At 55.1% G+C, this 13,888-nt stretch carries 14 protein-coding genes and 1 pseudogene; 11 read left to right on the top strand and 4 right to left on the bottom strand.

Annotation, left to right across the window (positions count from 1 at the left end; genetic code table 11):
• The 4 genes and pseudogenes from R6V78_RS05555 to R6V78_RS05540 all read left to right on the top strand — a co-directional run.
• Positions 1-185, top strand: a pseudogene (locus tag R6V78_RS05555) (porphobilinogen synthase); the annotation flags it as partial.
• A 72-nt stretch (positions 186-257) separates the two neighbouring features.
• A complete protein-coding gene (gene ahbD / locus R6V78_RS05550) occupies positions 258-1,370 on the top strand; it encodes a heme b synthase (RefSeq protein WP_410288341.1) in 1,113 nt (370 codons plus the stop codon).
• A 128-nt stretch (positions 1,371-1,498) separates the two neighbouring features.
• Entirely contained in the window at positions 1,499-2,665 is a 1,167-nt protein-coding gene (locus R6V78_RS05545) for a PilZ domain-containing protein (protein WP_410288340.1), read from the top strand.
• A gap of 19 nt (positions 2,666-2,684) precedes the next feature.
• Positions 2,685-3,638 (top strand): P-loop NTPase, encoded by a 954-nt coding sequence (locus R6V78_RS05540; protein WP_410288339.1) that lies wholly within the window; start codon positions 2,685-2,687, stop codon positions 3,636-3,638.
• Between the two features lie 36 nt (positions 3,639-3,674).
• Here the strand turns inward: R6V78_RS05540 and R6V78_RS05535 are convergent, their stop codons facing one another.
• Both R6V78_RS05535 and R6V78_RS05530 read right to left on the bottom strand, forming a co-directional pair.
• Complete coding sequence (locus tag R6V78_RS05535) at positions 3,675-4,031, bottom strand: PilZ domain-containing protein (protein ID WP_410288338.1); 357 nt, start codon at positions 4,029-4,031, stop codon at positions 3,675-3,677.
• Between the two features lie 72 nt (positions 4,032-4,103).
• A complete protein-coding gene (locus R6V78_RS05530; protein ID WP_410288337.1) occupies positions 4,104-4,721 on the bottom strand; it encodes a PilZ domain-containing protein in 618 nt (205 codons plus the stop codon).
• Between the two features lie 456 nt (positions 4,722-5,177).
• On the opposite strand from R6V78_RS05530, the gene R6V78_RS05525 reads away from it, so the two are divergent.
• The 7 genes from R6V78_RS05525 to R6V78_RS05495 all read left to right on the top strand — a co-directional run bounded on the left by R6V78_RS05525 (position 5,178) and on the right by R6V78_RS05495 (position 11,508).
• Positions 5,178-5,582 carry a roadblock/LC7 domain-containing protein gene (locus R6V78_RS05525; protein WP_410288336.1) on the top strand — a complete coding sequence of 135 codons (405 nt, stop codon included), beginning with the start codon at positions 5,178-5,180 and terminating at the stop codon, positions 5,580-5,582.
• Positions 5,583-5,644: 62 nt separating this feature from the next.
• A complete protein-coding gene (locus tag R6V78_RS05520) occupies positions 5,645-6,250 on the top strand; it encodes a GTP-binding protein (protein ID WP_410288335.1) in 606 nt (201 codons plus the stop codon).
• Between the two features lie 11 nt (positions 6,251-6,261).
• Positions 6,262-6,885: a hypothetical protein gene (locus R6V78_RS05515; protein ID WP_410288334.1), complete on the top strand. Its 624-nt coding sequence runs from the start codon at positions 6,262-6,264 to the stop codon at positions 6,883-6,885.
• A 270-nt stretch (positions 6,886-7,155) separates the two neighbouring features.
• The gene (locus tag R6V78_RS05510; RefSeq protein WP_410288333.1) at positions 7,156-7,875 is read left to right on the top strand and encodes a dimethylarginine dimethylaminohydrolase family protein; all 720 of its coding nucleotides are present in this window, start codon (positions 7,156-7,158) and stop codon (positions 7,873-7,875) included.
• 225 nt (positions 7,876-8,100) lie between these two features.
• Entirely contained in the window at positions 8,101-9,327 is a 1,227-nt protein-coding gene (locus R6V78_RS05505; RefSeq protein ID WP_410288342.1) for an LL-diaminopimelate aminotransferase, read from the top strand.
• An 11-nt stretch (positions 9,328-9,338) separates the two neighbouring features.
• Positions 9,339-10,604, top strand: a complete 1,266-nt coding sequence (locus tag R6V78_RS05500; protein ID WP_410288332.1) for a diaminopimelate decarboxylase — start codon at positions 9,339-9,341, stop codon at positions 10,602-10,604.
• A 295-nt stretch (positions 10,605-10,899) separates the two neighbouring features.
• The gene (locus R6V78_RS05495) at positions 10,900-11,508 is read left to right on the top strand and encodes a hypothetical protein (RefSeq protein WP_410288331.1); all 609 of its coding nucleotides are present in this window, start codon (positions 10,900-10,902) and stop codon (positions 11,506-11,508) included.
• An 88-nt stretch (positions 11,509-11,596) separates the two neighbouring features.
• On the opposite strand, the gene R6V78_RS05490 is transcribed toward R6V78_RS05495, so the two are convergent.
• Entirely contained in the window at positions 11,597-12,541 is a 945-nt protein-coding gene (locus R6V78_RS05490) for an SDR family oxidoreductase (protein WP_410288330.1), read from the bottom strand.
• Positions 12,542-12,934: 393 nt separating this feature from the next.
• Positions 12,935-13,861, bottom strand: coding sequence for an AEC family transporter (locus R6V78_RS05485; RefSeq protein WP_410288329.1), 927 nt, complete (start codon positions 13,859-13,861; stop codon positions 12,935-12,937).
• Positions 13,862-13,888: the final 27 nt, after the last annotated feature.

Below are 13,888 nucleotides of genomic sequence, written 5' to 3'. Positions count from 1 at the left end.
TAGATCTGCCCCTGGCGGCATACAATGTCAGCGGCGAGTTTTCCATGATCAAAGCGGCTGAAAAAATGGGCTGGATTGATGGTCAGAAGGTCATGATGGAAACCCTCACCGCCATCAAACGGGCCGGTGCCGACATGATCCTGACCTATTTTGCCATGGATGCAGCCGCGTTGATCAACGCGTAGTTTTTTGGCCCTTCCCCTGCTGACAGGCGGCCACCGGTACAAAAGACGACGGGCAAAGGATAGATAAGAGCCATGAGTCCCCACTCCCCCCACAGCGAAAAAGGGAATCCGCCCCGCGGCCAAGGAAAGGGCAACACCCTTCGACTGGTTGCCTGGGAGACCACCAGGAACTGCAATCTCTCGTGCGTTCACTGCCGTGCAGCTGCAACAAGGGGGCCTTACGCGGGAGAACTGGATACCGGACAGGCCTTCACGTTGCTGGATCAGATCGCCGCGGTAGGCAAGCCCATCATCATCCTCACCGGCGGCGAACCCCTGCTCAGGGATGACATCTTCGATATTTCCAAATATGGCGACGACCTTGGGCTGAGAATGGTGATGGCCCCCAATGGAACCTTGATCACCCCGGCGGTAGCCGAAAAAATGGCGGCCTCGGGCATTCGGCGGATCAGTGCCAGCATTGACGGTGCCACCAAGGCCTTTCACGATAAATTCCGTGGTGTTGACGGTGCTTTTGATGCCGCCATTCGGGGTATTGAATATGTTAAGGCTGCGGGAATCGAATTTCAGATCAACACCACCATAACTAAAACCAATCTGGACCAGATCCCCAAGATTCTTGAACTGGCCGAACGGCTTGGGGCTGCAGCCCATCATATTTTTCTGCTGGTGCCCACCGGCCGGGGAAAGTACATCGTAGACCAAGCCATCGACGCCAAAGAGTACGAATCTACGCTCAACTGGTTTTATGACCAGCGTGAAAAAACACCCCTGCAGCTCAAGGCCACCTGCGCACCCCACTACTACCGGATATTGCGTCAACGAGCCAAAGCGGAAGGCAAGACCATCACCTTTCAGACCCACGGGCTCGACGCTGTCACCCGGGGCTGCCTGGCCGGCACGGGATTCTGCTTCATCTCCCATACCGGGGTTGTGCAACCGTGCGGCTATACCGATGTCAACTGCGGGGACATCACCAAAACCCCATTTGGCAAGGTCTGGAACCACGCACCGGTTTTCCTGAAGTTGCGCGACTTCAACCAGTTGAAGGGTAAATGCGGCCGCTGCAATTACCGCGCAGTCTGCGGCGGATGCCGGGCCAGGGCATTCGAGGCCACCGGCGACTACATGGCTGAAGAGCCGCTGTGCGCTTTCCAGCCGGAAAAGCATTATCCGCCCGAATAGGATTTCTGATAGGGATCGACAGCAACCGGGAGAAACCTAATCCGGCGCTCCCACCCAAAAAGTGAATTGTTGAGTCGACGTCCGGACACGGCCAGCGCCGCACTTAAAAAAAGACGAAAGCACAGGAAATGAATGGACCCGAGCAGCACAAAAACCATGACCACGCAAGCATCCTCGAACAGATCCGCAACGACCGGATCGACATCGGTACCATGGATGGATTTAAACCCCTGCTTGAAGCTTTCCCAGAGAATCCGGATCTGTATCGTAAATATGCCGATCGTTTAGCCGCGGCCAATCAGCCCGAAGCGGCCTTGGTGGCTTACCACCGAGCCGCCGGCCTCTACCTTGAAGCCGGCATGGTTCTGCAGTCGATTGTGGCTAAAATTCTGGCGTGGAGCATCGTCAAACCTTCCCACCGAGAGGGTCGCGATTTCCACGCGAAAGTCCGGCGCATGGGAGGAGGCGATGTGCCGTCACAACTTTTTTTTCCCCAGCTGCGATATGAGGAGATGGTTGCCCTGATGCTTCGCCTGACCCGCATCCGCCTAGCGCCCGGCACGACGGTCTATGATGTCGGCCAGGAGGCCACACAGATCTATTTTATCGTATCGGGCGAATTGACCGAGACACCGCCGCAGACCAAGGATGGCCAGCCATCCGACGCCATTGCGCTGGCGGAAAACGACATTTTCGGGGATATTTTTCCTCTGGAAGAAGCGTCGTATTGCCGCGCACGGGTCGCGACCACCTCCGCTGTGGAAATGGTCAAGATGTCAAAACCGGTACTAAAGGCCGCCTGCTATCGATATCCGCGCATTCGCGAAAGACTCGAACGGTTAAGCCGGGTTCGGACGCCGCAGGACAGCGACCGAATCTGGAAGACGGTCCGACGATCCTGCCGGTATTGCCTTCCGGCCGATGTCAAACTGGAGCTCGCACCGAAAAACCCGGCTGAAAAACGGGTCCTCCACGGCAGCCTCAGAGACCTTTCAACCGGCGGGATTTGCGTAGCCCTGAAAAATGATTTTCCACCCCCTGATTCAAAGTTTCAGCTTAAAGAAAATACGACCCTGACGATTCTTGAAGGAAATCGAACGGTCATCAATCACCTGACCGGCAAGGTGGCCTGGCGTACAACGGTCGGCAGCAGCTCCCATCCCATCCACATCGTCGGTATCGCCTTCAATCAAATGGCTGAAGAGACGGCCATTGCACTAAATGCGTTCTGCACCATCTCCAACGACGAGCAGGACATGATCTGGAATCTGTGGAATCATTTGGTACGGCCCTGAATTTCAAGGAAAAAAACGAATGCAACAACGACACACGGAAAATGAGCGGAACCACGCACCTCAAATCTGGGCAGTCGGCGGCGGGAAAGGTGGCATCGGCAAGAGCGTGCTGAGCATCCTGATTGCCATAGCACTGGCTGAAGAGGGCAATGACACCGTGGTCATCGACGCGGATTTGGGTGGCGCCAACCTTCACACCTTCATGGGCATGCGCAGCCCCGGCAGAACCCTGAATGATTTCCTGAACCGCAAGTGTGAAACCCTGGACGACGTCTGCATGGGTACCGAGCAGAAGGGACTCAGGATCATCTGCGGCGCCAGCGAGGTGCTGACCCTGGCCAATCTTCAGTATGCCCAGAAAATAAAAATCCTTCAGGCCATCTCCAGGATCAAAGCCGACCATGTGGTTATGGATCTGGGGGCTGGTGCCGGCTTCAACACCCTTGACTTTTTCCTTTCCGCCGACCGCCAGATCGTCGTGATGACACCGCAGCCAGTGGCTATCCAGAACGCGTATGCCTTCGTCAGAAACGCCGTATTTCGAACGCTGAGCCGGTTGGCGAGCCGCCGACCCGCTCTGGGCGAGCTGGTACAAACGGCGATGGACCCCACAAACGGCATGCAAGTAAAAACGGTCAATACCCTGCTCGATCAGGTGGCTGAAAACGGGGATCCGGCGGATGCGGCAGTGATGGCAGGGCACCTCAAGCGGATTCGACCCACACTGATCACCAACATGGCCAGAGAACCACGGGACAAAAACGCCAGCCAGATCATTCAGGTCGTATCTCAAAAACACTTGATGATTCAAACCGAGAATGGCGGCGGGGTTTACTATGACCCCAAGATCAATGCCATGGTTTCGGCAATGGAACCGCTCACACGGGTAGACAGAGACAGCCATGCCGTCAAATCGGTGTCGGCCATCGTGTCCCATCTGGAAAAAGACAAGCCGCGCATTCTCCGAAATTGAAGTTTATCTGGCTTGGCGATCTCCGGGCTGAACCGTTCAGCGAAGGGGCAGGGTGTCCCGGAAGGTTTCAAAGCAGTTTTTAATGGCCTCAAAATTTTTAGGGGTCAGATCCACAAAAAAACAGCCCACACCGCGTTTGTTGACATTTGCGATTTTGGCCTTTAACAGAACCGCCTTCTCCTCGGTGGGAAACTTTATTGCCAGACTCACCACCCGTCCAGGATCGAGCCCGGTCTTATTCTTGACTTCAACAAACAGGCCGTTCAGGCTGAGATCGGTCACATTGAGCACATCTTTGAGATGGCCGAAGAGCGCAGTGCAACGAAATTCAAGTCTGGGATACTGCCGCCGCTCATTGCTGACTTCAATGTGCTGGCTTCGAACATCTATCATTTCCAGTTCAACTCCTTAGATCCAACCCCACGCTGGTTGGGGTTGATTATAGTACGGCCAATTCTCTTTTTTTCAACCTGTGCCAAATTGAGAACTGTCCTGATGGTGGAGGCGGCTTATCAGATTCTTCATTATTTCCAACTGGTAACTGGTCATTGATTCATATTTGATCCCAACCCCCCCTTGCTCCAGACGAATGACACGGCCTTTGAGTTTGAGGGCCAGGTGCTCCGCCGCCAAAGAAAAGCAGATGGATACGGATTGCCCCATGCTGAAGGGTTCACAACTCTCCACATACATCCCTCCCGCGCTGATATCCACGGCAGAGCAGTTGATCGCACGGCTATCGGCAGCCAGATCCAATGTAATATTACAAGGGACGCGCGGGAATTCCCGCAGCATGGCAAACCGTTTTTGCTCGTATCGGTTCATGAACCGGAGCAGATCGGCTTCGTTCAATTGATTGATCAAAAGAAAAAAACGGGCAATGAGCAATTGCCTGTCTCTGGCGCCCACGACACCATCCGGATGGAGCTTCGGAATTTCAAGAAGTTTCTCTTTTTCTTTGAGATCCAAATCTTTAAACAGGTGCAGGAGAGAGATCAACTGTTCATCCGTCATTTTGTAGATGGCAATGGAAAGGCGGGTCAGAAGCTTCTTTTTTTCCGCCTGCCAATTTGAATCATGCATCACAATTGTCTCCTTTTGTCATGGGCACTATATCCCGTTTCCCCCAAAAAAAGCAAGCCACTATTAATGCCAATAATATCGAATAATCAACAGTTACAAGAAGATAGCAAATTAACCCACAAGCGGCCCACGCAAACACCGGCTTCCGGCCAAAACGGGAGGGCCGGGTCGACCTATTCCGGCGGTGTTTCGGCAATTTGGCGTCCGGTTTAAAAAAAGGTATTTAAAATCATAGAAAAAACTTGATAATCCAAGGCAAAAAAGGGTATTAGACGCACGTGAACCGGTAAAACCGTTTGCCACCAAGGCGGATTTCCATGGCCTCCGCGCAACGGGCAGCGGAGGCGCTTACGTGGCGGTGAACCCGCGTGCAATTGCCGACACCTTTTTGGTACGTAGGTTGCCGATGTGGCCGGCTGCCTGGGATAGACCTGATTCAGCAAGGAGGAAGGGACATTGTCTTATATCCTGGACCAAGAACAACTGGACGGCTTGGAAGAAGCGTTGACCACCGATCTGATGACGCTGGGAATACAATCTGTTATCCTTATCGACATGGCCGGCAATGTAATCGTCAATCTCGATGACGGCAAAGTTCACCACGATGTATATTCTCTGGCAGCACTGGCCGCAGGCAACTTCGGTGCGGTTAGCGCCATGGCCTCAATTATCGGCGAGGAGGAATTTTCGCTGCTGTTTCACAAAGGCAAGAGCGAGAATATCAATTTCACCAAGATCATGGATGACTTTCTGCTGGTTTCTATTTTCGGAAACGATGTGTCACTGGGCTACCTCAGATTGAAAATTGACGAAGTGATTAAAAAAATAAAGATACTGATTGACCAGACACGATCGACGTAGACTGTCGGCCTGCACGTTGAGGGCCTGTACCACCCGAACTTTTGGACAACCGGGACGGAAGCATGGCTTTTATTAATACAAAAACCAAAGAAGTTCAGGTCAAACTTGTTTTTGTCGGCCCCGGAAGGGGCGGGAAAACCACCAATCTGGAATATATCTTCAGTCGGATCCGCCACCGCATCCAATCGGACATGGTCAGCATCAAAACCCAGGGCGATCGGACCCTGTTTTTCGACTTTCTTCCCTTTGAACTGGGGGCCATCAAGGGTTACAACGTCAAAACCCAACTCTACACGGTTCCCGGCCAGGTCAAGTACAACGCCACCCGCAAATTGGTGCTGAAAGGCGTTGATGGGATTGTCTTTGTTGCCGATTCGATGGTCGACCGGCGGGAAAACAATATCAGTTCTTTCAACAACCTGAAAGAAAACTTAAAATTCTACGATATTGACATCGCTGATGTCCCCCTCGTTTTTCAATACAACAAGCGCGACCTGGCATCCCAGGGAATTCCCATCCTCGATGTCGAAACCTTGGAGCGGGATCTCAACTCGCAACTCAAGGCTCCCAGTTTCACGGCCAGTGCGCTGAAGGGAGACAATGTAATCCCTACGGTCAAAAAGGCCATTTCGATAACGATTGTGGGCATCCGGGAAAAGCTTCTATAGGAGGTACCGCCGTGGACAAAAAAGCGAATGATACGTTCGCCTTTGATTTGGAAAACCGTCTGGATGATTTTTTCAGTGATTCGCTGCCTCCCCAAGATGAAACGCCTGCCGATGCTCATCCAGCAGCCAAAACCGACACTGCGTTAAAAGATCTTAAATCCACGGTTCTGGCCATTGACTGGGAAATCACGGATGATGCCCTGGAAGCCTTCATCTTCCGGATTGATGGGCTGGTGGACCGGTTCAAGGACGACAAGGTGGTCAGTACATTTCTTAAGCTTCTGAAATCAATGGGCAAATATGTTCGCAGGCATAAATCCAACGCCCATCCGGACACCATCAAACGAATCATGGCCGTCTACGCTGCCTTGGAAGAATCGGTTACCAATGAGAGCTTAAGCCCTGCCGAAAAAGAGAAAATACTTTTGGGGGAGGTCAGGCAGTTTCAGCGACTGAAAGCAAAAATTGTTGCATCCCGATCCCCCCACCCGGCCAGTGGTCATTCAGCGCCAGTACAAACGGGGGAATTGTCCGGCATCGACGCACTCATCAGGGCCATCGATGAGCTCAAATCAATGATGGCAGCCGAACTGAGCGCCATTCGGAAAGAACTCGGGCAACTGCGCCAGAAATAAATCCTTATCGTAATTTCACGCGATTTCGGATACGTGGGCTGCATGGCGTCCCTTTCCGTCAAATCCTCATGGGGCGTCCATCATATCACGAGGCGGTATGCCTTGTGCCTTCATTCCGGTTTTGAAAAGCGGTTTATTTTATCGGTTGACCCTGCTATGGGTGTGCCGATGCACCCATCTTAGGGGACTTTTTCCGGCAATATAAAAAGCATTGGAAACTGAACCGACATGACTTTTACCCGTGCACTTACCAGGCGACCAGGCCAAGACATGGCTGCCGGCATTACCACATCAGCCCTGGGGCCCCCGGATTACAAAAAAGCCCTGGAACAGTTTGATGCGTATGTCGAGGCATTAGGTAAATGTGGGTTGTCGGTGATTGTGCTCGATCCGCTGGAGGGGCACCCCGATGCCCATTTTGTAGAAGATGCCGCCGTGGTGACTCCGGAAATAGCGATTATCACCAATCCGGGGGCCGCTTCGCGCAAGGGGGAAGTGACTTCCATCGCGGCTGCCCTGAAGCCTTTTCGAAAATGCGTCTGGATCCAGACGCCGGGAACCATCGATGGTGGCGATGTGCTGACAATCGGGCGCCATGTTTTCATCGGGCTATCCGACCGAACCAACGCAGACGGCGCCAGACAATTGGGAGATGCCCTGGCCGGCTTTGGCTATACCTGGACACCGGTACCCGTCGCCGCCGGTCTGCATTTCAAATCCAGTGTCAATGCAGTGGGCAGGGATACCCTGCTGATCACCCAGCCCTTTGCAGCGCATCCGGCCCTCGCCGGCTTTGACCGGATCGTGGTGTCGCCGCAGGAGGAATATGCAGGCAACACGTTGCTGGTCAACGGCCATCTGATCATGCCCGCTGACTTCCCTGACACCCGGCAGAAACTACAGGCACTGGAAACGCCCATCATCGAACTGGACACCAGCGAATTCAGGAAAATGGATGGTGGCCTCACCTGTCTTTCCCTGAGGTTCTGATCCGATGAGGGCCGATCCCGACCGGCACATCAAAAGCGGTCGCGGACATGGCAATCCGGATCTCATTGAATCTTCCCCGCGGCAAGCCGCAGGGAAGATTCGCCGTAAGGATGAAGATCGATTTCCAGTTTGCGCGCACTCCCCGCCGCAGGCAGCGTGGAGTGCGCGCGCTATCGCGGTTCACTGACCGATCAACGCTTTTCACAGCAAGCCAACGAGGCCCCCATGATTCGCATCAACGAAAATTACCTCAAACTCCAAGCATCCTACCTCTTTGCCGACATTGCCAGACGGGTTGCCGCCCACCAGAAGGCGCAACCCGATCGGCCCGTCATCCGGCTGGGCATCGGCGATGTCACCCGCGCACTGCCCGAAGCCTGCATCACCGCCTTTCACCAAGCCATTGACGAAATGGCCACCGATGCCGGTTTCAGGGGATACGGCCCCGAGCAGGGGTACGGTTTTTTGCGCGAGGCCATCGCCCAAAACGACTTTAGGTCCCGCGGAGCACACATCCATGCCGACGAAATATTCGTCAGCGACGGTGCCAAGTGCGATACCGGCAACATCCAGGAAATTTTCGACAGCGCCTCTCGAATCGCCATTCCCGATCCGGTATACCCGGTTTATCTGGACACCAACGTCATGGCCGGCAGAACCGGAAAATGCCGCAACGGCCGCTACGATGGCATCACCTATCTAGACGGCAACGCACAAAACGGTTTCATCCCCGAATTACCCGAAGTACCGGTGGATCTGATCTACCTGTGCTTTCCAAACAACCCCACCGGCGCGACGATCACCGCACAACAGCTCAAGGTGTGGGTGGACTATGCCGCGGCCAACCGGTCCATCATCCTCTACGACGCCGCCTACGAAGCTTTTATCCGCGATGACGGCCTGCCCCACTCCATTTATGAAATCGAAGGCGCCAGGCAGGTGGCCATCGAGTTCAGAAGTTTCTCCAAAACCGCCGGGTTCACTGGCACCCGATGCGCCTACACGGTCGTACCCAAATCCCTGATGGCGTTCACTGCCTCAGGTGAGCCCCATTCGGTTCACAGTCTGTGGAGCCGACGCCACAGCACGAAGTTCAACGGGGTTTCGTACCCGGTCCAGCGGGCTGCACAAGCGGTGTACAGCGATGCGGGCAAACGCCAGGTAGCCGACCTGATTGACTACTACATGACCAACGCAGACCGGATTCGCCGGGCGCTGCAAGCCCTTGGCTACCCATGCATCGGCGGCGAGAACTCACCCTACATATGGGTCTCGACAGGCAAAGATTCCTGGGCCTTTTTCGACATGCTGCTGCAAAAAGCCGGTGTGGTTTGCACGCCGGGAGCCGGGTTTGGCACCTGCGGTGAAGGCTATATCCGCATCAGTGCATTCAACAGCCATGAGAATGTAGCCACAGCCATGGACCGCATCCGTCAAGCCCTTGAATCCTGAGGAGTTCCCGCATGCCCATGTCAGGTCCATTCGAAAATCGCCTATATCCCCGACTGGAGGAGATTGCCGCCCATTTTGGCACGCCCTTTCACATTTACGATGAAACCGGCATCCGCGAGACCGGCGCCCGGCTTAAACAGTGTTTTTCCGGCATACCCGGATTCAGGGAGTTTTTTGCAGTAAAGGCCCTGCCCAACCCCGCCATTCTGGCCATCATGGCCGATATGGGGTTCGGTTTCGACTGCAGTTCGATTGCCGAACTGATCCTTGGCAGGCGCGTGGGAGGCAGCGGCGAAGATCTGATGTTCACCTCCAACAACACCACTCGCCGGGAGTTTGCCGCGGCTATGGCTGACGGGGGCAGCATCGTGAACCTGGACGACATCTCACTCATCGACAAACTCCCCGCTATGCCGGACCTGGTCTGCTTTCGCTACAACCCCGGCGCGCGGCGGTCGGGAAATGCCATCATCGGCAACCCGGTGGAATCCAAATACGGGGTGAGTCACGATCAGATGATCCAGGCCTATGCAACGGCCAGGAACCGTGGTGCCCGGCGCTTCGGGCTGCATACCATGCTGGCCTCAAACGAGCGGGATTACACCTACATGGTACAGACGGCGGCCATGCTCCTCGAAGAAGCCGAGCGCATCGCCAGAGCGCTGAGCATCCGGTTCGCTTTCATCAATATCGGCGGCGGCTTGGGCATCCCCTACCGGCCTGCAGACAGCTCCCTGGATCTGGAAGCCATGGGCCAGGCCATTACCGTTGCATTCAATGAATTTTCCCGGCGCAACGGCACCATGCCACGGTTATACATGGAGAGCGGCCGTTTCATGACCGGCCCCCACGGGGTTCTGGTGGCCACCGCCATCAACCGCAAAGAGATCTATCGCACCTATGTGGGGTTGGACGCCAGTATGTCAGCCCTCATGCGCCCGGGCATGTACAACGCCTATCACCATATCACTGTACCCGCCAGGAGCACGGAATCGATCGAAGTCGTCGATGTGGTGGGGTCCCTTTGTGAAAACAATGACAAGTTTGCCATCCAGCGCCCCCTTCCCACCATCGCTGAAGGCGACCGTGTGGTGATTCACGATACCGGTGCCCACGGTCACGCCATGGGATTCAACTACAATGGCAGTCTCCGACCCAAGGAGCTGCTGCTCAAAACGGACGGAACGATTGCGCTCATCCGTCGGGAAGAGCGCCTGGAAGACTATTTTGCAACGCTTTCGTACACGCCCGATTCGATGCCGGCGAAGGCACCTTGAAAACGTTTATTCGATCACCGGTCTGCCATCAGGATTTTCACAATCCGGCTAAAGTCATCTGCGACCCGACCGATAAGTCCAGACAGAAAGGCGCCCGAAATCGTTTTGCACGGTGACCGATCAGACCGTACTGAAATCGGTGCCCCCAGGCCATCAATGCCGAAAAGTGCGCTTTCCATCATCCAGGACGGAATGCAAACCAACGCACGGATTTATTTTTTTTCGCGTCCGCAAAACATCGTTGACTAATTTTAAAAGGGCTGGTTTATATCTGACAGTCAAAAAAGGAGACCCCATGGATGATTTTCTGCACAATCTGAGAAGTGGAAAACTGAAACAGCCGGACCGGGGTAGGCGTGAATACACGGACTACAAAGGTCCCCAGCGCCGTGCACCCAGCGATCGGCGACGGACGGACTACTACGCCAAAGTAACCAATGAGAATTTTTCTCTGGTCAAGGACAGCCTGGACCTTCTGGTAGAGAACCAGAAACGCATTGCCGATGCACTGGCTAACGGAAACAAATCGGAGTCCCGCATCGCCGACGCCCTGGAAGCCATCGCCACCATGATGGGACGTCAATGGGGCCATGAAGACCTGTTGCCCCGACGCGGTGAACCGACCGAGGTGAAAGCGGACAAAGCGGTAATCGAAAGCCCCGTTCCGGCTGAAGGTGCTGGTAATCTCGCCGGTCTAAACATTGGCAATGGAAAGCTCAACGTTGATGACAAGCCCAGACTGCTGAATGCCATTGCAGCCATGCGGAACGAAGGCGACAGCTGGGAGTCAATCGCCCGCCATCTGGACGAGCAGGAAGTCCCTACCCTCACAGGCAAAGGGAAATGGCGCGGTACGGCCATTAAAAAATTCTGGGATAGCAAAACCGAAGATGCCGGATCCTAACCCGAGGAATAAGGCGTACTCAGCGTACGCCGCAGTGACGAGGGATGACGCGTAACCCGGATAGGCCTTTTTACGCAGCCGTCAAGGCTTACCCCGTTGATCGATACCAGGCCAGGGTATCGATCAACCCCTGGCGCAGGGCTACCCGAGGGCTAAATCCAAGCAAACCACCAATCCGACCGATGTCAGAGACGGATTCACGGATATCGCCGGCGCGAGGCGGGCCGAAAACCGGACTGATCTTTACGTTGGAAAGCGCGCCAATCATTTCCCACAGGTCACAAATGCGGATAAACGAACCGGTTCCCACGTTGAATACCCGCCCGTTTGCCGCCGCTTCGCTGGCGGCCAGCAAATTGGCGCGAACCACATCTTTGACGTATATAAAATCCCTGGACTGACCGCCGTCACCATATATGGTTGGCACCTGGCCGGAAACCGCCTTCGCCATGAAGATGGAGATTACGCCGGAATAAGGCGACGACGGGTCCTGTCTGGGGCCGAACACATTGAAATATCTGAGGCAGACCGTTTCCAGTCCGTAGAGCCCCCCGAAAACTGCGGCGTAAAACTCCCCGGCAAGCTTTTGCACCGCATAGGGACTCAATGGTTTGGGCGTCATATCCTCCGTTTTAGGCAGGCGCGGGTCATCACCATAAACGGCGCTGGAACTGGCCATGACCACCCGCCGCACACCGTTTCGCCGGGAGGCGTCCAGAACACGAACCGTTCCCAGATCATTGACCTCGCAGGAAAATGCAGGATCTTGAACGGTTTGGGAGACCGACACCACCGCCGCTTGGTGAAACACCACCTCACAGCCCTTGGTCACATGGTCCAGCAGGTCGGCGTCCCGGATATCGCCTTCGACGAATTCGATCCGATCCCCCAGGCCAACGATATTGTGGCGATGGCCGGTGGACAGGTTGTCCAACACGGTCACGCGGCATCCGCTGGCCGCCAGCTGTTCCACCAGGTGAGAACCGATGAAGCCTGCGCCCCCTGTGACCAGCGCGCGACTGATTGGTTGCATCTATCGAATCCTTTTCTTGACGCCCGTCCACCGGGAAAAAGAGTCTTGCCACAATCGCGGCCAATGGGCTAAGACGGCCACAGATTGAATCCTCCCCGCGGCAAGCCGCGGGGAGGATTCACCGCAAGGATGAAGATCGATTCCCCCGTTCGCTCGCTATCGCGGTTCAATCATCATCCGAGAATCCATTGTCATGAAGCCAAGCACAACCATCGTCTGCCGCAAATGCAGGTTTTATTTCATCACCTGGGACACCCGTCAACCCCATGGGTGCCGGGCGATGAATTTTAAAAGCCGGCACCCTCCCAGTTTTGTGGTCCGAAAGCACTCGGGGCAGGAATGCCTGCGATATACCCCCAAAAATGAAACCGACGGCAACGATCATGACCCGACCTAACCCACACTCAACCAGAAAGAATAGGTGACCGCTGAGATCAGGGTGGTCGCCGAGATGGCTGCCACGGCAAAATCCGAATCCGCGTCCATTTCCCTGGCCATGACATAAGCAATGGTCGCCGTGGGGGAAGCCAATAGAATCAGGGCCGGCATATAGTGCTCCAGCGCTTGCCCGGCAAGGCGGTAAAGCAGGACGGCCAGACCCGGCAGAATCACCAGTTTCAGCAGGCAGGCACCCACCAGGGCAGTTACGCGTGCCTTGATCAGCTGCAAGGATAGCGAACCGCCGATTATTAGCAGCGCCATGGGCAGGGCAAGACCGCTCAGGATCTGCAGCGTGCGGTCGACCACCAGCGGCATGGAGAGACCGGCCATTGAAAACAAGATACCGGCGCTCGCCGAAATGATCACCGGATTGGCGATGATCTTTCCAGCCACTGCGCTGATACGGCCGCCCTCACCTTCGACCTGGTTCTGACGGTGGGATTGAAGTACCGCCACCGCCAGGAAGTTTTGCAGAATCATGACAAAGGCTGCCAGGATGCTGGCCCTGGCCAGCCCGTCCGCCCCCAGGTGGTAAAAGGCCACCGCCAGGCCGATATACCCGAGATTCCCGTGAAAGGAACACTGAATAAAGGCCCCCCGTGTCGCAACTGGAACGCGTAATACCAGACTGCCCATCCGGCAGATAAAAAACAGCACCACCAGGGCGACAAGGGACAGCCAGAGGACGGTTGGGTTGAACTGGCGGGTCAAGGAAGCGTTGGCGATCGCCCTGAAGATCATTGCCGGAATGGCAAGGTAGTAAACCAGCCGGTTGGCCGGGCCGAGGAACTCAGTGGGCAGGAATCCTCTGGCACGGGCGATGATGCCAAGCACCACAAGACTGAAAATGGGGATAATCGTGGTTACAATGTGGCCCATAAAACTGAACCTCACCCATGCCTGACA

The sequence above is a fragment of the Desulfosarcina sp. genome (assembly GCF_046496365.1).
Lineage (GTDB): Bacteria > Desulfobacterota > Desulfobacteria > Desulfobacterales > Desulfosarcinaceae > Desulfosarcina.
The sequence above is the reverse complement of the archived record's forward strand: the minus strand, read 5'-3'. Positions and strand labels throughout refer to the sequence as shown.

Bases quoted from the DNA above. Each gene is read 5' to 3' on its own strand.
- ahbD (WP_410288341.1), top strand. From the start codon at position 258: ATGAGTCCCCACTCCCCCCACAGCGAAAAAGGGAATCCGCCCCGCGGC.
- R6V78_RS05545 (WP_410288340.1), top strand. From the start codon at position 1,499: ATGAATGGACCCGAGCAGCACAAAAACCATGACCACGCAAGCATCCTC.
- R6V78_RS05540 (WP_410288339.1), top strand. From the start codon at position 2,685: ATGCAACAACGACACACGGAAAATGAGCGGAACCACGCACCTCAAATC.
- R6V78_RS05535 (WP_410288338.1), bottom strand. From the start codon at position 4,031: ATGATAGATGTTCGAAGCCAGCACATTGAAGTCAGCAATGAGCGGCGG.
- R6V78_RS05530 (WP_410288337.1), bottom strand. From the start codon at position 4,721: ATGCATGATTCAAATTGGCAGGCGGAAAAAAAGAAGCTTCTGACCCGC.
- R6V78_RS05520 (WP_410288335.1), top strand. From the start codon at position 5,645: ATGGCTTTTATTAATACAAAAACCAAAGAAGTTCAGGTCAAACTTGTT.
- R6V78_RS05510 (WP_410288333.1), top strand. From the start codon at position 7,156: ATGGCTGCCGGCATTACCACATCAGCCCTGGGGCCCCCGGATTACAAA.
- R6V78_RS05505 (WP_410288342.1), top strand. From the start codon at position 8,101: ATGATTCGCATCAACGAAAATTACCTCAAACTCCAAGCATCCTACCTC.
- R6V78_RS05500 (WP_410288332.1), top strand. From the start codon at position 9,339: ATGCCCATGTCAGGTCCATTCGAAAATCGCCTATATCCCCGACTGGAG.
- R6V78_RS05495 (WP_410288331.1), top strand. From the start codon at position 10,900: ATGGATGATTTTCTGCACAATCTGAGAAGTGGAAAACTGAAACAGCCG.
- R6V78_RS05490 (WP_410288330.1), bottom strand. From the start codon at position 12,541: ATGCAACCAATCAGTCGCGCGCTGGTCACAGGGGGCGCAGGCTTCATC.
- R6V78_RS05485 (WP_410288329.1), bottom strand. From the start codon at position 13,861: ATGGGCCACATTGTAACCACGATTATCCCCATTTTCAGTCTTGTGGTG.